Origin of the sequence: Micromonospora sp. NPDC050417 (assembly GCF_044458865.1) — a bacterium.
Taxonomy (GTDB): domain Bacteria; phylum Actinomycetota; class Actinomycetes; order Mycobacteriales; family Micromonosporaceae; genus Micromonospora_G.
On sequence record NZ_JBITIH010000010.1, the window covers coordinates 139944 to 158385 of the forward strand.

14 protein-coding genes, 2 pseudogenes and 1 riboswitch are annotated in these 18442 nt (G+C 71.4%); of the genes and pseudogenes, 9 read left to right on the top strand and 7 right to left on the bottom strand.

What is annotated here, in order from left to right:
- On the bottom strand, nucleotides 1–1305 hold the full coding sequence (locus tag ACIBF5_RS15335) for an AI-2E family transporter (RefSeq protein ID WP_396811917.1): 1305 nt from the start codon (nucleotides 1303–1305) through the stop codon (nucleotides 1–3).
- Nucleotides 1306–1501: 196 nt separating this feature from the next.
- Here ACIBF5_RS15335 and ACIBF5_RS15340 point away from each other — a divergent pair, with 196 nt between their 5' ends.
- A complete protein-coding gene (locus tag ACIBF5_RS15340; RefSeq protein WP_396811919.1) occupies nucleotides 1502–1840 on the top strand; it encodes a GroES family chaperonin in 339 nt (112 codons plus the stop codon).
- Here the strand turns inward: ACIBF5_RS15340 and ACIBF5_RS15345 are convergent.
- On the bottom strand, nucleotides 1831–3417 hold the full coding sequence (locus tag ACIBF5_RS15345) for a PrsW family intramembrane metalloprotease (RefSeq protein ID WP_396811921.1): 1587 nt from the start codon (nucleotides 3415–3417) through the stop codon (nucleotides 1831–1833). The genes ACIBF5_RS15340 and ACIBF5_RS15345 overlap by 10 nt on opposite strands.
- Before the next feature lie 129 nt (nucleotides 3418–3546).
- Nucleotides 3547–3664, top strand: a riboswitch (SAM riboswitch).
- Nucleotides 3665–3709: 45 nt separating this feature from the next.
- Between ACIBF5_RS15345 and ACIBF5_RS15350 the strand changes: the two genes are divergently transcribed.
- Nucleotides 3710–4981, top strand: a complete 1272-nt coding sequence (locus ACIBF5_RS15350; protein ID WP_396811923.1) for an aminotransferase class V-fold PLP-dependent enzyme — start codon at nucleotides 3710–3712, stop codon at nucleotides 4979–4981.
- 14 nt (nucleotides 4982–4995) lie between these two features.
- Here ACIBF5_RS15350 and ACIBF5_RS15355 read toward each other — a convergent pair whose 3' ends face one another.
- Nucleotides 4996–6201 (bottom strand): aromatic acid exporter family protein, encoded by a 1206-nt coding sequence (locus ACIBF5_RS15355; protein ID WP_396811924.1) that lies wholly within the window; start codon nucleotides 6199–6201, stop codon nucleotides 4996–4998.
- A 75-nt stretch (nucleotides 6202–6276) separates the two neighbouring features.
- Here ACIBF5_RS15355 and ACIBF5_RS15360 point away from each other — a divergent pair, with 75 nt between their 5' ends.
- A complete protein-coding gene (locus ACIBF5_RS15360; RefSeq protein ID WP_396811926.1) occupies nucleotides 6277–6996 on the top strand; it encodes a metal-dependent phosphohydrolase in 720 nt (239 codons plus the stop codon).
- Here the strand turns inward: ACIBF5_RS15360 and ACIBF5_RS15365 are convergent.
- A complete protein-coding gene (locus ACIBF5_RS15365; RefSeq protein WP_396811928.1) occupies nucleotides 6967–7230 on the bottom strand; it encodes a DUF4031 domain-containing protein in 264 nt (87 codons plus the stop codon). The two genes, ACIBF5_RS15360 and ACIBF5_RS15365, sit on opposite strands and share 30 nt — an antisense overlap.
- Nucleotides 7231–7266: 36 nt before the next feature.
- Between ACIBF5_RS15365 and ACIBF5_RS15370 the strand changes: the two genes are divergently transcribed.
- On the top strand, nucleotides 7267–8664 hold the full coding sequence (locus tag ACIBF5_RS15370) for an FAD-binding oxidoreductase (RefSeq protein ID WP_396811929.1): 1398 nt from the start codon (nucleotides 7267–7269) through the stop codon (nucleotides 8662–8664).
- Nucleotides 8665–8778: 114 nt separating this feature from the next.
- Here the strand turns inward: ACIBF5_RS15370 and ACIBF5_RS15375 are convergent, their stop codons facing one another.
- On the bottom strand, nucleotides 8779–10593 hold the full coding sequence (locus ACIBF5_RS15375; RefSeq protein ID WP_396812106.1) for a glycerol-3-phosphate dehydrogenase/oxidase: 1815 nt from the start codon (nucleotides 10591–10593) through the stop codon (nucleotides 8779–8781).
- A 78-nt stretch (nucleotides 10594–10671) separates the two neighbouring features.
- On the opposite strand from ACIBF5_RS15375, the gene ACIBF5_RS15380 reads away from it, so the two are divergent.
- From ACIBF5_RS15380 to ACIBF5_RS15395, 4 genes and pseudogenes are all read left to right on the top strand, one after another.
- On the top strand, nucleotides 10672–13134 hold the full coding sequence (locus ACIBF5_RS15380) for a S8 family serine peptidase (protein ID WP_396811931.1): 2463 nt from the start codon (nucleotides 10672–10674) through the stop codon (nucleotides 13132–13134).
- A gap of 218 nt (nucleotides 13135–13352) precedes the next feature.
- Nucleotides 13353–13598 (top strand): annotated as a pseudogene (locus ACIBF5_RS15385) (GNAT family N-acetyltransferase); the annotation flags it as partial.
- A gap of 45 nt (nucleotides 13599–13643) precedes the next feature.
- Nucleotides 13644–14378 (top strand): annotated as a pseudogene (locus ACIBF5_RS15390) (hypothetical protein); the annotation flags it as partial.
- Nucleotides 14379–14480: 102 nt separating this feature from the next.
- A complete protein-coding gene (locus tag ACIBF5_RS15395) occupies nucleotides 14481–14729 on the top strand; it encodes a hypothetical protein (protein WP_396811933.1) in 249 nt (82 codons plus the stop codon).
- A 78-nt stretch (nucleotides 14730–14807) separates the two neighbouring features.
- Here ACIBF5_RS15395 and groL read toward each other — a convergent pair whose 3' ends face one another.
- Both groL and ACIBF5_RS15405 read right to left on the bottom strand, forming a co-directional pair.
- Nucleotides 14808–16430: a chaperonin GroEL gene (gene groL / locus ACIBF5_RS15400; protein WP_396811936.1), complete on the bottom strand. Its 1623-nt coding sequence runs from the start codon at nucleotides 16428–16430 to the stop codon at nucleotides 14808–14810.
- Nucleotides 16431–17200: 770 nt separating this feature from the next.
- Nucleotides 17201–17404 (bottom strand): cold-shock protein, encoded by a 204-nt coding sequence (locus ACIBF5_RS15405; RefSeq protein WP_121157415.1) that lies wholly within the window; start codon nucleotides 17402–17404, stop codon nucleotides 17201–17203.
- A gap of 367 nt (nucleotides 17405–17771) precedes the next feature.
- Between ACIBF5_RS15405 and ACIBF5_RS15410 the strand changes: the two genes are divergently transcribed.
- Nucleotides 17772–18383: a GNAT family N-acetyltransferase gene (locus ACIBF5_RS15410; RefSeq protein WP_396812108.1), complete on the top strand. Its 612-nt coding sequence runs from the start codon at nucleotides 17772–17774 to the stop codon at nucleotides 18381–18383.
- Nucleotides 18384–18442: the final 59 nt, after the last annotated feature.

The window sequence follows — 18442 nt, forward strand, 5'->3', positions numbered from 1 at the left end:
TCAGGGCGCGGTCGAGGCGACCACGACCGCGTCCGGTGGCACCTCGGGCGGGCGGCGGTGAGCCAGCCGGCGTACGGCGGTGTTGAGGACCGCGATCAGTGGTACGGCAACCAGCGCGCCGACGATCCCGGCGAGCACCACCCCGGCGGCGATGCCGACGATCACCGCGAGCGGGTGGATCGCCACCGCCCGTCCCATGATCAACGGTTGCAGGATGTGTCCCTCGATCTGCTGCACGCCGATCACCACGCCGAGGATGATCGCCGCGGTGACCGGTCCACTGTCCACGAGCGCGACCAGCACCGCGACCGCACCGGAAAGGGCCGCGCCGACGATCGGGATGAATGCGCCGAGGAACACCAGGGCGGCGAGCGGGAACGCGAACGGCACGTCGAAGATGACCAGGAAGATGCCGATGCCGACGGCGTCGATGAAGGCGACCAGCACGGTGGCCCGTACGTAGGCGACCAGAGTGGTCCACGAGGCCCGCCCGGCGTCGTCGATCCGCCAGCGCGCGTTCACCGGGAGCAACCGGACCAGAAAACGCCAGATCTTGCCCCCGTCGCGGAGGAAGAAGAACGTGGCGAAGAGCACCAGCAGGGCACCGGTGAGCAGCTCGAAGAGGGTGGTCGCGGTGGAGAGGGCGCCACTGGTGAGCGCCTGGGTGTTCTCGTCAATCCACTTCTGTGCCTCGTCGATGTACGAGTTGAGCTGATTGTCCGACAGGTGCAGCGGACCGGTGCGGAGCCAGTCCTGGATCTGCCGGATGCCCTCGGAGGCGTTCTTGCTCAGCTCCGGGACCCCGCCGATGAACTCGGTCACCACCCGGGTCAGCGTGCCGACCACGGCCGCGATGCCGCCGACCAGCACCAGTGCGGTCGCCAGCGAACGGGGGAACCGGGCCCGGAGCAACCAGCCCACGGCTGGGGCGAGCAGGGCGGAGAGCAGCAATGCGATGGCCAACGGGATGATGACGATCCGGATCGTACCGATCACCTTGAGTAGCGCGTAGGTGACCAGGCCGATCGCCAGGAGTCGCCACGACCACGCTCCCGCGATCCGCAGCGCCCTCGGCACCTCCGCGTCGTCGCGGCTGGTGGTCGAGGAATGCACCGAGGCGGCCTGCTCCTCGACGACCGGAGACCAGGGCGGCGCCACCTCTTCCCGGGGCGGCTCAGGCACCGGCCGCTCCTGTCCGGCAGCTAGGTGCTCACCGGCCGCCCGCCTCGCCCGGACCGAAGCCCGGCCGGACTCGTACGCGCGGCGGGCACTCGCCCGCAGCTGCTCGAAGCGGCTCAAGCGCACCTCCTAGCCATCAGACCAGCTCCCAGCCGGAAAGCGGCCCCGTCTACGGTAACCGCAGTGACGAGACCGGAACGTTCCGTTCCAGCCCTGATTTCTCCCCCAAGTATTGCCCCGACCGGCAGTCCGGTACGCCCACGCGCGGCCGTGACCTCGGCCTCCGCCGCCGCCGGTTCGGCCGCACGGTAGCGTTCCGGTCGTGACCGCCGATCCAGACCTCGACAACGGAATACCGATCCGCCTGCTGCACGACCGCGTCCTGGTGCGCCTGGAGGGCAGTGAGGGCGAGCGGCGATCGAGCGCCGGCATCGTCATCCCGGCGACCGCGTCGATGGGCCGCCGACTCGCCTGGGCGACCGCGGTGGGGGTCGGCCCCAACGTACGGGCGATCGTCTCCGGCGACCGGGTCCTCTACGACCCGGACGACCGTTCCGAGGTGGAGCTCCACGGTCGCGAGTACGTCCTGCTGCGTGAACGCGACGTGCACGCGGTCGCCGCCCAGCGGGTCGACACCGACTCCACCGGCCTCTACCTGTAACCACCCGGCGGCGGACCGTACGGCCCGTGACCGGCTGACGGCGGCTGCCCGTACCCGGGCGGGACCGACGGACCGTAACCGGGCGGCGGACCGTAACCGGGCGGCGGCGTGTAACCCGACGGCGGACCGTAACCGGGCGGCGGCGTGTAACCCGACGGCGGACCGTATGCGGGAGGCGGACCGTAACCGGGCGGTGTCGCAGTGACCAGGACCACCGGGATCGGCACCACCGGCTCGTCCGACGCGGCCACCGTGCGCGGCGACCCGTCGGGGAAGGTCAGGTGGTAGTTCACCCCGTCCCAGCGGGCCAGCGGCGCCTGCGGATCCCGGCCCACGAAGACCTGCCGGTAGGCGGTGATCTGGTGGAGCAACGCCCACTCCTCCTGGGCCGTACGCGCCACGTCGGCCGGCTTGGTGTCCAGGCCGCGCAGCATCCCGTCGCGGAGCAGCGCGAGCCGGGTGGCGGAGAGCTGGAAACCACGCATCGCCTTCAACCCCGGCTCACCGGCCACCCGCCGAGCCCACCGCCGGGCCGAGTGGCGTCGGCCGAGAGACCCCAACGCGGCCACCTCCGGCGGACTGATCCAACCGGCCCGTACGTAGTCGGGCAACCTCCGCTCGGTGAGCCGCCCCTCCCAGCCTCGCAGCCAGACCGCCAGCCCGACCATGCCGAGGAAGATGGGCACCATCACGCCGACGTAGCCGTAGAGCACGATCAGGTTCTGCCCGAGCGCCGCTGCCAGCGACGGCATCAGGTTCCAGGTGCCGTGCAGCATCATCGCCGCCAGCAGGCCGGCCAGCGGGGCGAAGACCCGGATCCGCTTGTCCGCGCTACGGGCCGCGATACCCAGGCCGATCCCGGTCATCGAGGTGAAGAGCGGGTGGGCGAAGCCGGTGAGCAGGATACGCACAATGAAGATCGCGAAGACGTTCTGCACCCCGGTCGCCGGACCGTACTGATCGGCGCCGGCGGCGTAGCCGTACCCGCCGAGGTAGAGGATGTTCTCCACCATGGCGAAACCGACCGCCGAGAGTCCGCAGTAGACGATGCCGTCGGTGATGCCGGACCACTCACGGCGGAACAACAGCAACAGCAGGAGTGGACCAAGCGCCTTCGTCAGCTCCTCGACGAAGGGTGCACCGAGCACCGACACCAGCGAGTCGGGCAGCCCCCAACGAGCGAACTGATCGGCGGTGAGCTCGTTGACCTGCAACGAGGCGGCGGTGGCGACAAAGGCACCCCAGGCGAAGCTGAGGCCGAGGAAAAGCATCGGCTCGGGCTCGTACCGGTCGAGCCAGAGGAAGCAGGCGATCAACACCGGCACCGGCAGGATCGCCGCGGCCAGGCCGATGAGGAAAGCCTGGAGGCCGAGACTGTCACCGAGCCTGATCGCCATGAAGACCGCGCAGCCGGCGATCAGCAGGATCACCACGGCCCACACCAACACCCGCCGCCAGGTCGACCCCCGGCTGGTGATCTTCGCCACCGGCGGCGGCACGGTGCCTGCCGCCCCGTTCGGCGCGGCAGGCGGAATCAGCGGCGGTTGGGGAGTGCCACCGGGCGGGGTGTCGGCCATGCCGCCCAGCGTAGCCATCCGCGACCCACTACCCGGACCGCATCCGGGGCGGATATGCTGCCGATCAGGTCACGAGTGCCAGCGACCAACGTCCACAGCCACGATCCGCGACCGGCGACCGCCGGACCAGATCGAGCAGGTGGACGAAGCCCCAGCTTGCTGGCCGGCAACCCTCGTCGAGTTCGCGGTGGGGTGCCCTGGGTGATGACCGGGCCCAGCTCGACCCCGTGCTGGGCAAGCGCGGGCCCCATCCTCAGCAACCGGGGTCCCCGGACTGCCGGAGGTCATACCCATGCATCCCGCTCTCGTCACCCTCCCCTCACCCGCCACGTCGCCGGCACCGACCGCCCCCGCCGCCGGACCGCTCGACGTGTTCGGCGTCCCCGACCTGGTGAACCTCGACTACGCCGCCACCGCACCGTGCGCCCGCGTCGCGGCGGACGCGGTGACCGAACTGCTGCCCTGGTACGGCAGCGTGCACCGGGGCGCCGGGGGCCTGTCGCAGAAGAGCACCCTCGCCTACGAGCGGGCCCGGCAGACGATCGGCGACTTCCTCGGCACCCGGGCCGAGGACGAAGTGATCTTCACCCGGAACACCACCGACGCCCTCAACCTGCTGGCCCGCGCCGTACCGGCCGGGACGACGGTGGTCACCTTCGGCGGCGAACACCACGCCAACCTGCTGCCCTGGCCGAACACGGTACGGCTGCCGGTCCCCGAGTCACCCGACGCGGCGATCCGGGCACTCGCCGAAGCACTGCGGGAACTGCGCCGCGGCAGCGACCGGGCCGCCCCGATCCTGGTCGCGGTCACCGGCGCCAGCAACGTCACCGGAGAACGCTGGCCGGTGGAGGAACTCGCCGCGATGGCCCACCGGCACGGCGCCCGGATCGCCGTCGACGCCGCCCAGCTCGCTCCGCACGCCCCGGTGGACATCGCCGCCTCGGGCATCGACTACGTGGCGGTCTCCGGACACAAGCTCTACGCCCCGTTCGGTGCCGGGGTGCTCGCCGGGCGGTCCGACTGGCTCGACGCGGCGACGCCGTACCTGCTCGGCGGCGGCGCCACCCTCGGCGTCGGCAGCGCCACCCACGACGTGCGCTGGGCGACCGGACCGGCGCGACACGAGGCCGGTACGCCGAACCTCTTCGGCGCGGTCGCCCTGGCCGCCGTCTGCACCGCCCTGGAGGAGGCGGACCGAGCCGAACTGCACACCCGGGAGCAGAAGCTGCTCGCCCGGTTGCGGGCCGGGCTGGACGCCCTGCCGGACGTCGTCGAGCTGCGTACCTTCGGTGCCGACGCCCCCCGGGTCGGCATCGTCTCGTTCGTGGTCGCCGGCCGGGACTCCGCCGACGTCGCCACCGAGCTGTCCCGGCGCCACGCGATCGGGCTCCGCGACGGCCTGTTCTGCGCCCACCCCCTCGCCCGGCGACTCCTCACCGAGGCGGCTGGCCGCAGCGGTCGCACCGACCTGCCACCCACCGCGTTGCGCGCGAGCATCGGCCTGGGCAGCACCGCCGACCACGTCGACCGCCTCCTCGACGCCCTGGCCGATCTGGGCTGACCGGCACCGGATGGTCAGTGGGCCGCCGGGCGGGCGGCGTGGGTCGGTCCGGCCTGCGGGCTCACCGCCCGACGGACCAGTCGGTTCGCCTCGGTCCGCTCCAGCCCGGTGGCCCGGAGCACGTCACTGGCGGTGGTACGAACCTGGGCGATCACCACGCTGCCGGAGAACCCGACACCCTCGTTGTACGCCCGCCCAGCCGCAGTGACCGCACGCAGCACCCGCTCCCGGGCCGCCTCCGGCTCCAACCCCGCACCGAGTTCCTGGTGCAGCAGCCGGACCGCGTCGGCAAGCTGACGCACCGCGGAGGCCATCGCGGCCGGGATCGGCTCGTCGTCCTCCAGGGCGGTCACCGCCCGCCGTACCAGCACCCCACTGTTGTGTACGGCGTGGTTGATGTACTCGGCGCTCTCCGCGTACCGGGTCAGCGCCCGACGCCGGTTCCACCGGGCAGGGGCGAGGGTGGCCGTCTCTCGTCCGCCCTCCAGCGCGTCCTGGAGGCCGTCCATGTACTCCTCCACCCGGCGCAGTCGCTCCAGGGCTGTCGACGCCCGGTGGGGATCGTGCTCGGCAAGGGCGTCCGCGGTGACGGTCAACTGCTCGGCCAGGGTCTCCAGCGCGGGTCTGGCCGCCCGGTCCACGATCCGCAGCGGGTTGAGCGGCAGCAGCAACGCCACCACGGCGAGCCCCACCCCACCGCCGATGAGCGCGTCGATGACCCGGGGGAACTCGGGGTCCATCATCGGCTTCGGCGGCAACGCGACCAGCAGTACCGCGGTGGCCGCCGCCTGGGTCACCACGGCGACGCTGCCACCGAGGAAGATGGTGACGATGATGGAGAGGGTGACGATCACGCCGAGCTGCCACGCTCCGTGGCCAACCAGGATCACCAGCAGGTCGCCGATTCCGATCCCGACGGCGACTCCGAGGATCAGCTCGATGGTCCGGCGCAGTCGCTGGCCGAGTGAGGAGGCCAGGGTCCCGACCGCCGAGATCGGCGCGAAGACCGGGTCGGGGTTGCCGAGAATGTCGTGCGAGACGAACCAGGCCAGCAACGCCGCCACACCGGCTTGGAGGGCGAGCACGAAGTTGGCCCGGACGGCCTGCACCCGATCATGCACCGTGGTCTTCGAACGTTCGCTCAGTTCGCTCACCACATGGTTGACCCGCTCACTGTCAAGGTCTGCCGCTGAGCGGACCTTGTTCCGGGCGGACTCCATGGCCGGGACTACCCGGCGGACCCGGGCGCAATCCTGCCCAGGAGCACGGATTCCGGCCGATTCGGCGCCGAGTCGATGACCGGCCTGATCGAGCGCTGGTGCGTGGCGGCCCGGGGAGCGGGCGCCACCGAGACCGAGGCGGCACTCACCGCCGCCGGTGCGGAACTGCTGCGCCGGTGGCGGGAGCCGCACCGGCACTACCACACCGTCGACCACCTGTGCGCCGTACTCGACGTGATCGACGCCGAGACGGAACGACCGACCGGGACGGATCGGTTCGCGGACGCCGGCCGGTCCGGCGCCGACCTTGTCCGGCTCGCCGCCTGGTGCCACGACGCGATCTACGACCCTCGGTCACCGGGAGACGCGAACGAACGGGCCAGCGCAGCCCTCGCCGCCGAACTGCTGACCGGGCTCGGCCTACCGGCCGACGCGGTGGCCGAGGTCGTACGCCTGGTGCTGCTCACCGCCGGACACCGGGTCGAGGCAACCGACCGGAACGGTTCACTGCTCTGCGACGCCGACCTCGCCATCCTCGCCGCCCCCACCGGCCGCTACGACGAGTACGCCGCCGCGATCCGCCGGGAGTACGCACACGTACCCGACGCACTGTTCCGGACGGGACGGGCGGCCGTACTGCGGAACCTCCTCGACCTGCCGACCCGGTACCGGCTGCCCGACCTGGCCGCCCGGTGGGACGGCCCGGCCCGCGACAACCTCACCCGCGAACTGGCTCGCCTCGACCCGGGACCCGCCGGCGGCCGGTCAGCCGGCGAGGTGCTTCGGGAGACGTAGGTTCGCCGCGCGGAGCAGGCGGGCGATCTCCCGGCTGGGTACCACCCGCGCGCCGAGCCAGACCGCCATCGCGAACCGCTCCTCCGGCAGGTCGTAGTGGTCCCGGTCGAACGCCCGGCGCGGCGAACCGAGCATCTCCGCGAAGGCGTGCAGCTCGGCGTAGGACACGTCGCTGACCAGGTGCGACCAGAGCCGGTTGCGGGCGGGCCAGGCGGGCGGGTCGACGTACACCATGGCCGTCACGGTAGTCCGGCGGCTAGCCTGCCACCCATGGCCGGCTCCCTGATCGACGACCTTCGCGCCACCCTCGGTACGGCCGCCGTACTGACCGACCCCGACCTGCTCCGTGGTTACCAGCGCGACGAGGCGGACCTCTGCGAGTCGGCGCCCCCCTCGGTGGTGGTACGCCCTCGGAGCACCGCCGAAGTGGTCGAGGTGGTACGGCTCGCGGCGGCGCACGGCGTACCGGTCGTCCCGCAGGGAGCCAGGACCGGGCTGGCCGGTGGAGCCAACACGAGCGAGGGAGCGTTGGTGCTCGCCACCAGCGCGATGGACCGGATCCTGGAGATCGACCCCGTGAACCGGATCGCGGTGCTGCAACCGGGCGTGGTCAACGCCACCCTCGCCGCCGAGGTCGCCAAGCACGGGCTGCGTTACCCGCCCGACCCGGGCTCCTGGGAGTCCTCCACCATCGGCGGCAACGTCTCCACGAACGCCGGTGGCATGTGCTGCGTGAAGTACGGCGTGACCACCGAGTACGTCCTCGGCCTGGAGGTGGTGCTCGCCTCGGGTGAGGTGCTGCGCACCGGTCGGCGTACCGCCAAGGGGGTGGCCGGCTACGACCTCACCCGACTCTTCGTCGGTTCGGAGGGAACCCTCGGGGTGATCACCGAGATCACCGTCTCGCTCCGCCCCGCGCCGGAGGAGTCGCTGACCATGGTCGCGGTCTTCCCGTCGATCGCCACGGCCGGTGCGGCGGTGGCCGAGATCTCGGCCCAGGGGCTCTCGCCGAGCCTGCTGGAGTTGCTGGACCAGACCCACCTGCGGGCGATCGAGGCGTACCGGCCGATGGGACTCCGTACGGATGCGCGGGCGCTGCTGCTCGCGGCGGTCGACACCGGCTCACGGGCCCCGGCCGACCTGGCCCAGCTCGCCGCTGCGTGCACCGCGACCGGCGCCGACGAGGTCTTCACCGCCACCGACCCGGTCGAGGCGGCGGCGCTGCTCCAGGCCCGCCGGTTGGCCCACCCGGCGATGGAACGGTTCGCCGCCGAGGCGTTCCCGGCCGGTAACGGTGGGCTCTTCCTCGACGACGTGGCCGTGCCGCGCAGCCGGCTGGCCGCCCTCCTGGACGGCATCGAGCGGATCGCCGCCGAGGAGGAGGTGCTGATCGGGGTGGTCGGGCATGCCGGGGACGGCAACATGCACCCGCTGATCGTGGTCGACCGGGCGGACCCGGTCAGCATGGCTCGCAGCCAGCGGGCCTTCGACGCGATCATGGAGCTGGCCCTGGCCCTCGGCGGCACCTGCACCGGCGAGCACGGGGTCGGGCTGCTCAAACGCGACTGGCTGGCCCGCGAGATCGGCCCGGTCGGCGTACGGGTCCATCAGGCGATCAAGGCCGCCCTCGACCCCACCGGCCTCTTCAACCCAGGCAAGGTCATCTAGCCCGGTCGGCGGGACCCGCCCGCCGGGGCGGGGCGGGGCACCCACGGTCAGTGCGAGAGTTCCGCCCCGGCGACATCGGCACCCACGGTCGGCGCGGCGCGGCGGAACCCTCGGTCAGTGCGGCAGTTCCGCCCCGGCGACATCGGCGCCCACGCCCCGGTCGGCGGCAAAGCCCCGCACGTCGGACACGCCGAGCCGGGCCGCATCGGCGGTGGCGTCGTCGGGCATCCGCTGCGACTGCCGTTCCGCCTCGACCCGGGCCAGGTAGTGCTCCACCTCACGGGCCCGGACCTGGGCGTCCCAGCCGAGGACCCGACCCATGACCTCGGCGGCGTGTTCGGCCGACTCGGTTCCCCGGTGCGCGGTCTCGAACGAGATCCGGGTCCGTCGGGTCAGTACGTCGTCCAGGTGCAGCGCCCCCTCGGCGCTGGCCGCGTACGCGACCTCGGCCGCCAGGTACTCGGGCGCGCCGGTGAGCGGTGCGGCGAGCAGTGGATCGGCCGCGATCAGGGCCAGCAGGTCGACGGTGAGGGTGCCGTACCGCTCCAGGAGGTGCTCCACCACCCCGACCTGGACCCCGTGCCGGCGGGCCAGGTCGGCCCGGTCCCGCCACATCGGCGGGAATCCGTCCGCGCCGAGCAGCGGCAGGTCGGCGGTACGCGACGGGCGGGCGTTGCCGAGCCGGCGAGCCGCCCGGTCGACCACGTCACTGGCCATCACCCGGTACGTCGTGTACTTCCCGCCGGCCACCAACAGCAGCCCGAGCATCGGCTCGACCACCGCGTGCTCCCGGGAGAGCTTCGAGGTGGAGTCCGCCTCACCGGAGAGCAGTGGGCGCAGCCCGGCGTACACGCCCTCGATGTCGGAGGTGGTCAACGGCCGGTCGAGCACGGTGTTGACCTGCTCCAGCAGGTAGTCGATGTCGCGGGCGGAGGCCGCCGGGTGAGCCCGGTCGAGAGTCCAGTCGGTGTCCGTGGTGCCGATGATCCAGTGGCCGCCCCAGGGGAGCACGAAGAGCACCGAGGTGGCGGTCCGCAGGATCAGCCCGGCCTCACCGGTGATCGCCGAACGCGGCACCACCAGGTGCACGCCCTTGGAGGAGCGCACCCGCAGCCCCGGGCGGGCGCCGATGTCGCCGAGCATCCGCGACATGTCGTCACTCCACACCCCGGTCGCGGCGATGACCGTACGGGCGCTCACCTCGAACTCGGCGTCCGGCGAACCGGGCCGCGCCTCCATGTCGCGTACCCGTACCCCGGTCACCTCGCGGGCCTGCCGGATCAGGCCGACGGCGCGGGTGCTGGTCACCACGGCCGCGCCGAGACTCGCCGCCGTCCGGGCCAGGGTGACCACCAGGCGGGCGTCGTCGACCTGGCCGTCGTAGTAGCGGATCGCACCGGCGACCGCGTCGGCACGCAGACTCGGGAAGAGCCGGCGGGCGCCCTCACGGGTCAGGTGGCGGTGCAGCGGCATGCCCCGGCCACCGCCGAAGACACCGGCGAACGCGTCGTACGCGGCCACCCCTGCCCCGTAGTACGAGCGCCGCCAGGCCCGTGCGGGCAGCGCCGCCGGGCCGGCTCCTGCGGGGAGCGGGACCAGGATCGGCACCGGTCGGACCAGGTGCGGCGCGAGCCGGGTGGCGAGCAGGCCACGTTCGGTCAGCGCCTCGTGCACCAGCCCGAATTCGAGCTGTTCGAGGTAGCGCAGCCCGCCGTGGATGAGCTTGCTGGAGCGGCTGGAGGTGCCGGCGGCGTAGTCACGCGCCTCGACCAGCGCCACCCGAAGCCCACGCGAAGCGGCGTCGAGGGCGGCGCCCGCGCCGGTCACCCCGCCACCGATCACGAGTACGTCGAACCGCTCGCCCCGCAGGCGGCGCAGATCCGCCGCGCGGCGGGCCGGAGAGAGTTGGCCGGCTTCGTACCGGGAGATGTTCGGATCACGCACCTGTCCACGTTAACCGCATCCGGTGAACAGTTCGCGCCCTCGGTGCGTCGTACTGTTTCCGGCATGCAGGTCGGACCCGCGCAGCCCGCCGACGAACCACCTCCCCCGCCGCCGCACGCCCCACCGGTTCATCCCGCACCCGTCGCGACCGGCGGTGGACCATGGCCGGTCGTCGCGGCCGGTGGTGGGCCATGGCCGGTCGTCGCGGCGGTGCTGATCGGCTGCTGGGCGGTCACGGTCACGGTCGGCGCCCAGCTCACCGGCTGGTCCATCGAACAGTTGCTGCTGGTCGGCGGGGTCTCACTGCCGGCGTGGGTGTGGCCGGTCACCGGGTTGGCGAACGCCGTGCTGGTCGGCGTACCGGCCGGGCTGCTCGCCCTCCTCCCCCGTTCCGCGACCGTCCGGGCGACCGGGCGGGTCTGGCTGGTCGGCGCGCTCGCGCTCGGCGTCTTCGGCCTGCTTCGGGCGATCCCCCTGGCCCACCAGGAGGGCTACCTGGCGGCCCTCACCGTGGTCGCCGCGCTGGCGGCGACACTCGTACGTCGACGCGCCCGCCGCCCCGACCCGCCGGAACGGGAACCCGGCCTGATCGGCACCGGGCTGGCGATCGCCGCCGGGCTGGCCCTGCTCCTGCCCTGGCTCTGGCTCGGCGCCCTCGGCGGCCCGCTGGAGAGCGCACTGGCACTCACCTCCGCCGCCACCCTCGGCTGGTTCGCCACCGCACTGCTCGACCAGGACTTCTGGGCCCGGTACGAACGCCACGCCGACGGCCGTCCCGCCGGTGCGGCCCGACTCGTGCTGCTCGGCGGCCTGGTCGCGGGTGTCGCACTGCTCCTCGTCGCAGGCGGGACCGGGCCCAGCGGCAGCCAACTCGCCGCGATGCTCGTCCTCCCCCCGGCCGGTTTCACCGTCGCCGCCCTCCGCCGGATCGGTCACCGGGCCGGCTCGGCGCCGACCGGTTGGCTGGTCGCACTCGCCGCAGTCGGCCCGCTGGCCCTGGTGGACCCGGATGAGATCTCGATCCTGCTCGCCACCACCCGGGACGTGCCGTACTGGACGGCAATCGCCGCCGCCGCCTCGCTCGCCATCGCCCTGTTCGCCGGGCTCGGCTACGGCCTCGTGTTCGGCCGGGTACGGGCCGCGGTCCCACGCCGTGCGGTGGCGGCGACCGTCACGGTGGTGCTGATGCTCGCCGCTGGGGGCGTCTACCTGGGCCTCGGCCAGCCGGGCTGGTACGGGGAACGACTCTTCGTGGTGTTGAAGGAACAGGCGTCCCTGGACGACCTGATGGCCGGACCCACCGGACCGACCGGGCAGCACGACCGGGTACGCGAGGTCCACCGTCGGCTCGTCGACACCGCGCTTCGTTCCCAGGCGGACCTGCGCCACGAACTCGACCGCTGGAGGCTGACGTACCGGCCCTACTACCTGGTCAACGCGATCGAGGTGACCGGCGGACCGGTCGTACGCGGGTGGCTCTCCCGCCGCGACGACGTCGACCGCGTACTGCTCAGCCAGGACCTGCGGCCACTGCCCGCGCCCGCGCCGACCCACCACAGTGGCGGTACGGCGCCGTCCGTACCGTCCTGGAACCTCACCCAGATCGGCGCGGACCAGGTCTGGGCACAGCTACGGGTGGACGGGTCCGGGATCGTGGTCGGCAGCTCGGACTCCGGTGTGGACGGTCATCACCCGGCCCTCGCCGACGGCTTCCGGGGCGGCGACGACTCCTGGTACGACCCGTGGAACGGCACCCGTTTCCCGAGCGACAACGGCGGCCACGGTACGCACACCCTCGCCTCGGCCGTCGGCGGCGAGAACGTCGGCGTCGCCCCCGGGGCGAGCTGGATCGGCTGCGTCAACCTCGACCGCAATCTCGGCAACCCCGCCCACTACCTGGACTGCCTCCAGTTCATGCTGGCCCCCTTCCCCACCGGCGGCGACCCGTTCACCGACGGCCGGCCGGATCGGGCCCCGCAGGTGCTGACCAACTCGTGGGGCTGTCCCCCGGTCGAGGGCTGTGATTCCGACGCGCTCCGCCCGGCCACCGCCGCCTTCGCCGCCGCCGGGATCTTCTTCACCGCCGCCGCCGGCAACACCGGTCCCCGCTGCGCCTCCATCGACGACCCGCCGGCGCCGTACGCCGATGTGTTCACCGTTGGCGCGGTGGACCGGGACCGGCGAGTCGCCCCCTTCTCCAGCCGGGGCCCGGCGACCGGCGGTGCCGCGAAACCCGACCTCGTCGCGCCCGGCGCCGACGTCCTCTCGGCGATGCCGGGTGGCGGGTACGCGACCCTCAGCGGCACCTCGATGGCGACCCCGCACGTGGCCGGCGTGGTGGCGTTGATGTGGTCGGCCAACCCGGCGCTCGTCGGCGACCTGGACCGCACCAGGCAGATCCTGCGCGACACCGCCACCCCGGTCCCACCCCCCGCCGGGAACCCCACCCCCTGCGGTCCCGACACCAACTCCACCGGCGCCGGCATCCTCGACGCCTCCGCCGCCGTCCACACCGCCCTGGGGTAAGGAAGGGCCCCTTGTTATCGCTTTTTGTATAGGAAGGGCCCCTTCCTAACCGGTCGGCGGGAACGGTCCGGACACCGGGTGAGGGCCGCGATGTCTTAGGGTCGGCAGTCGTGGATCACGATTTTTCGATCATCGAGCTGACCGAGGACGACGTACCCGCGGTAGTGACCCTCTGCGGTGAGGCACTGGACCTGCCGGACGACGCGGCGGAGGCTGCGGTGATCGTCGCCCGGCTGCGCGACACCACCACCCTCCCGGGTGCGACAACCCGGCGCCGTACGGTCGGTTTTGTCGCCGTCGTGGGTCCCACCACCGTCGGTGTGGTGCTCGGCTCGATCGCCCACCGTGACCCGTCGCTCGGCCACGTGGACCTGATCGCGGTGCATCCGACCCACCGCCGCCAGGGGATCGGGCGGGCGCTGCTGGCTCGGATCGAGGGTGCGCTCTCCGGGCTCGGCGCCGGTGAGGTGCTGCTCGCGGGCAATCCCCCGCACTACGCCTGGCCTGGCATCGACGTGCGTTACACCCCGGCGGTCTGCGCCGCGATGGCGCTTGGCTACGAGCAGGAGAACATCGCCTGGAACATGACGGCGGACCTGTCGTACGACGCGTCGCCCGCGTTGCGCAGCACCTCGGCGGCCGAGCGGCGCCTCGCCGACAAGGGCATCACGGTACGTCGGGCGGAGCCTGACGATGCCGCCATGCTGGTGGAGTTCGCCCGGGAGACGTTCGGCGTGGCCTGGGGTGGCGAGGTGGCCGACTCGATCGGCAGGGGCGGTGCCGGCTGCCACATCGCGGTACGAGACCGCGTTCCGGCCACTGTCGACAGTGCTGCGATGACGTCGGGCGTCGCAGACACGACGGACGACGGGAACGGACCGGACCACGGGAACGGGCCGCACGACGGGAACGGACCGGACCACGGGGGCCCGGCCGCCAACGGGGACGGCCCAGTATCCGGTGGTGAGTCCACCTCCCCGGGCGCCGGCACGTCGGCGGTAGAGGTGCTCGGGTTCGCCGCGTACGGCTCGTCCCGGCCGAGCTGGTTCGGCCCGATGGGTACGGCGCCGGCAGCGCAGGGTCTGGGCATCGGCGGGGTGCTGTTGCGTCGTTGTCTGGCCGATCAGCGTGCGGCTGGGCACGAGCGTGCCGAGATCGGTTGGGTTGGGCCAGTGCCGTTCTATGCCAGCAACTCGGGGGCCCGGATCGAGCGGGTCTTTTTCCTCTACCGCAAGCAGCTCTAACGAAATGACCCGAAAGGGGCGAATAGGAGATATCCGTTTATAGTGCCGTTTCTCAGCACTGTCCCTCGCCTGCCTCCTACCGTTTGGGCAAAGGAGGAAATCATGGCGAAGGACGACGAACCGACTGACGATCTCCCTGCGAGCGCCTGGGCTCGGATGGCCGCAGAGATCCCTGCCGAAACGCCGGTACATCGCCTCGACTATGGCGACGCGGACCAGCGGGCCGAGATGGATGGACCGGGCGAGCTGTCGTCCGACGAACCACTGGAAATGGTCGACGCCCCGATCCAGATCAAAAGGCCGTTCTCCCGCGCTGACAAGCAACGCAATCAGCGACGTCTGCCGACCTGACGCGGACAACGAAGGGGGCAGACCGACGACAAAGGGGCGGACCGCTCGCGCGGCCCGCCCCTTCGGGAGTGTCTGGACTCAGAAGTCCATGTCCCCGCCGCCCGGCGCAGCCGCCGGGGCCGGGTTCTTCTCCGGCTTGTCCGCCACCACTGCCTCGGTGGTCAGGAACAGGGCCGCGATCGAGGCCGCGTTCTGCAGCGCCGACCGGGTCACCTTGGCCGGGTCGATGATGCCGGCCTTGAGCAGGTCGACGTACTCACCGTTCGCGGCGTTCAGGCCGTGGCCGGCCTCCAGGTTGCGCACCTTCTCCACCACGACGCCACCCTCGAGGCCGGCGTTGACGGCGATCTGGCGCAGCGGGGCGTCCAGCGCGATCTTGACGATCGTCGCACCGGTCGCCTCGTCACCCGCGAGGTCCAGCTTGTCGAAGGCGGTCTTGCCGGCCTGCACCAGCGCGACGCCACCACCGGGGACGATGCCCTCCTCGACGGCCGCCTTCGCGTTGCGAACGGCGTCCTCGATGCGGTGCTTGCGCTCCTTGAGCTCGACCTCGGTGGCCGCGCCAACCTTGATCACCGCAACACCGCCGGCCAGCTTGGCCAGGCGCTCCTGCAGCTTCTCGCGGTCGTAGTCGGAGTCGCTCTTCTCGATCTCGGCACGGATCTGGTTGACCCGACCCTGGATCTGGTCGGCGTCACCGGCACCGTCGACGATCGTGGTCTCGTCCTTGGTCACCACGACCTTGCGGGCGCGGCCCAGCATGTCGAGGCCGATGCCGTCGAGCTTGAGGCCCAGCTCCTCGCTGATGACCGCACCACCGGCGAGGATCGCGATGTCGGTCAGCATGGCCTTGCGACGGTCACCGAAGCCCGGAGCCTTGACGGCGACGGACTTGAAGGTGCCCCGAACCTTGTTGACGATGAGGGTGGCCAGCGCCTCGCCCTCGACGTCCTCGGAGATGATCAGCAGCGGCTTGCCCGACTGCATGACCTTCTCCAGGATCGGCAGCAGGTCCTTCACCGAAGCGATCTTGCTGTTGACGATCAGGATGTAGGGGTCGTCGAGGACGGCCTCCATCCGCTCCGGGTCGGTCCAGAAGTAGGGCGAGATGTAGCCCTTGTCGAAGCGCATACCCTCGGTGAGCTCAAGCTCAAGCCCGAAGGTGTTGCTCTCCTCGACGGTGATGACGCCTTCCTTGCCGACCTTGTCCATCGCCTCGGCGATGATCTCGCCGACGGTGGTGTCACCGGCGGAGATCGACGCGGTCGAGGCGATCTGCTCCTTGGTCTCGACGTCCTTGGCGAGCTTGGCCAGCTCCTCCGCCACGGCGCCGACAGCGGCCTCGATGCCCCGCTTCAGGGCCATCGGGTTCGCGCCGGCCGCGACGTTACGCAGGCCCTCGCGGACCAGCGCCTGGGCCAGGACGGTCGCCGTCGTCGTGCCGTCACCGGCAACGTCGTCGGTCTTCTTGGCGACCTCCTTGACCAGCTCAGCGCCGATCTTCTCGTAGGGGTCCTCGAGCTCGATCTCCTTGGCGATGCTCACACCATCGTTGGTGATGGTGGGGGCACCCCACTTCTTCTCGAGCACGACGTTGCGGCCCTTGGGGCCGAGCGTCACCTTGACGGCGTCGGCGAGCTGGTTCATGCCCCGCTCGAGGCCACGGCGGGCCTCTTCGTCGAACGCGATGATCTTGGCCATACGGCGTTGTCCTCCTGGACACTCACGGCCGCCCGAGCCGGTTGTCCCGGATCGGCCGCCTGACTACGCACCTTCGGACGTCACCACTGCGCTGGCGCGCGGCATGATCCGACAGCGATCACACCGGACCGACTCCCGCGCGCTAGGCGGCAGTGACGTCCGTCGGTCGGGCCGGACAGCCCGCGACGACCGGCCATCCGCCGCGCCCCCGCTTCCGGTTGCGCGACCGTGGCCCTAACCGCCCCGACCTTCTGGCACTCACACCGCGCGAGTGCCAATCACTTGTTTAGCACTCTCCCATGGCGAGTGCAAGCGAGTGGGCCACAGCAGCCAAGGCCGAAAATGTCCAGGCGGGACGCCGACAGCAGCATCGACCAGGGAGATCTTCATGGGAGGCCGGCTCAGGCGCCCTCACCCCGGGCGGGCCGTACGGACACACCGCCGCGAACACCTCGGGAGAGCGACGCAGGGGTGAACGCCGAGGAGATCCGAAAGGAAGAACTCGCACAGGAAGCCTAGAAAAGCCCAAACAGGGCGGACCCGGACAACACGCGGGCCGAACGTACGAGGAACAGGTGCCGCCCGCGACACCGACTGACAGGGCTCGGCGCCCATCCGACTCCCGGGCACACACAAACCCGAAACGTCCCGTTCGAACGGGGCAATGACAGGGACGCCGCACTCCCGGGAAGCCGACGCCCTGTCGAATGAATCCGGCTGTCGCTACCGGTTGTATTCGATCAGCCAGACGACTGGTCTCGGACCGACGCTCAGGCGAGGAGGCGCACCTTCTCGGCCTGCGGACCCTTCTGGCCCTGGGCGATTTCGAACTCCACCCGCTGCCCGTCGTCGAGCGCCTTGTAGCCATCCATCTCGATCGCGGAGAAATGGACGAATACGTCCTGTCCGCCATCGACCGCAATGAAGCCGTAGCCCTTTTCGCTGTTGAACCACTTGACGGTGCCCTGTGCCACGGTGCACTTCCTCACTTCGATCGTGCTGGGTCGCAACCCCCGTGCCGACGTACGCCGGCCGGGGCGGCCAACTCGCCGAACCCATATCGGTCCACCGAATCAGCCGCCGAAATCGCACGCTACACGAGGTCCGACGCCGGTGCACTACCCCAAAAGGGACAGCAGGGACCGCTCACGCCCCACTCCGGCGATTAACTCCGCATCGTCGGTCGTCTTTACGTCGCACAATTGATCATGTATCCGTAGATGGGTACGCGTCGGCTGATCGCCGATCCGGTTGCCGGCTCGCGGCCCGACGGGGTAGGCATGCCTGATGACCAGCCTGCCGGCATTCGCCGCGAGCGCACCACCCGACGCGACCACCACCATGGCAAGCCCCCCTCCGGCTGGCCCTGGCTCCGACAGCAGCAGCCCCGGAGCGGGCAGCCACGACTCCGACGTCGAACGTGCCGATCAACCACGAATCCGGCGAATCGAGGCGGCCGATGCCGCACGGATGCGGGCACTACGGCTGGAGATGCTCGCTGACGCGCCACTGGCCTTCCTCGAAACGGTCGCCGAAGCGGCGGCTCGCCCACACGCCGAATACGCCTACCGAATCCGACAGAACGCCTCGCGCAGCGACGTCGTCGCCTTCGTCGCCGAACTGCCGGCCGCCCGGAAACTCGCACGCACCGCCGGGCGATTCGTCGGGCACGTCGGCGGGCACGCTCTCCCCAACGAACCGGGGCTCACCGTCATCTTCGCCGTCTACGTCACCCCGGCTCGACGCGGCACCGGCCTGCTCGCGGACCTGATCGAGCAGGTGGCGGTCTGGTCCAGGGCCGCCGGACGGCCGGAACTGATGCTGGAGGTGGTGGTCGGCAACGACCGCGCGCTCCGGGCCTACCAGCGCCTCGGCTTCGTCGACACCGGCGTACGGGTTCCGCATCCCCGCGTACCCGCCCTGACCGAGCTGCAGATGCGCCGCCGCGCTTGAGCGTCACCGCCGGTTCCCCACACCAGCGGTGTTAGGAAGGGCCCCTTCCTATACAAAAA

What these genes read in the sequence shown, in the direction of transcription:
- ACIBF5_RS15345 (WP_396811921.1), bottom strand. Translation starts at nt 3,417, where the DNA reads ATGGCCGACACCCCGCCCGGTGGCACTCCCCAACCGCCGCTGATTCCG.
- ACIBF5_RS15350 (WP_396811923.1), top strand. Translation starts at nt 3,710, where the DNA reads ATGCATCCCGCTCTCGTCACCCTCCCCTCACCCGCCACGTCGCCGGCA.
- ACIBF5_RS15355 (WP_396811924.1), bottom strand. Translation starts at nt 6,201, where the DNA reads ATGGAGTCCGCCCGGAACAAGGTCCGCTCAGCGGCAGACCTTGACAGT.
- ACIBF5_RS15360 (WP_396811926.1), top strand. Translation starts at nt 6,277, where the DNA reads ATGACCGGCCTGATCGAGCGCTGGTGCGTGGCGGCCCGGGGAGCGGGC.
- ACIBF5_RS15365 (WP_396811928.1), bottom strand. Translation starts at nt 7,230, where the DNA reads ATGGTGTACGTCGACCCGCCCGCCTGGCCCGCCCGCAACCGGCTCTGG.
- ACIBF5_RS15370 (WP_396811929.1), top strand. Translation starts at nt 7,267, where the DNA reads ATGGCCGGCTCCCTGATCGACGACCTTCGCGCCACCCTCGGTACGGCC.
- ACIBF5_RS15380 (WP_396811931.1), top strand. Translation starts at nt 10,672, where the DNA reads ATGCAGGTCGGACCCGCGCAGCCCGCCGACGAACCACCTCCCCCGCCG.
- ACIBF5_RS15395 (WP_396811933.1), top strand. Translation starts at nt 14,481, where the DNA reads ATGGCGAAGGACGACGAACCGACTGACGATCTCCCTGCGAGCGCCTGG.
- groL (WP_396811936.1), bottom strand. Translation starts at nt 16,430, where the DNA reads ATGGCCAAGATCATCGCGTTCGACGAAGAGGCCCGCCGTGGCCTCGAG.
- ACIBF5_RS15410 (WP_396812108.1), top strand. Translation starts at nt 17,772, where the DNA reads ATGGCAAGCCCCCCTCCGGCTGGCCCTGGCTCCGACAGCAGCAGCCCC.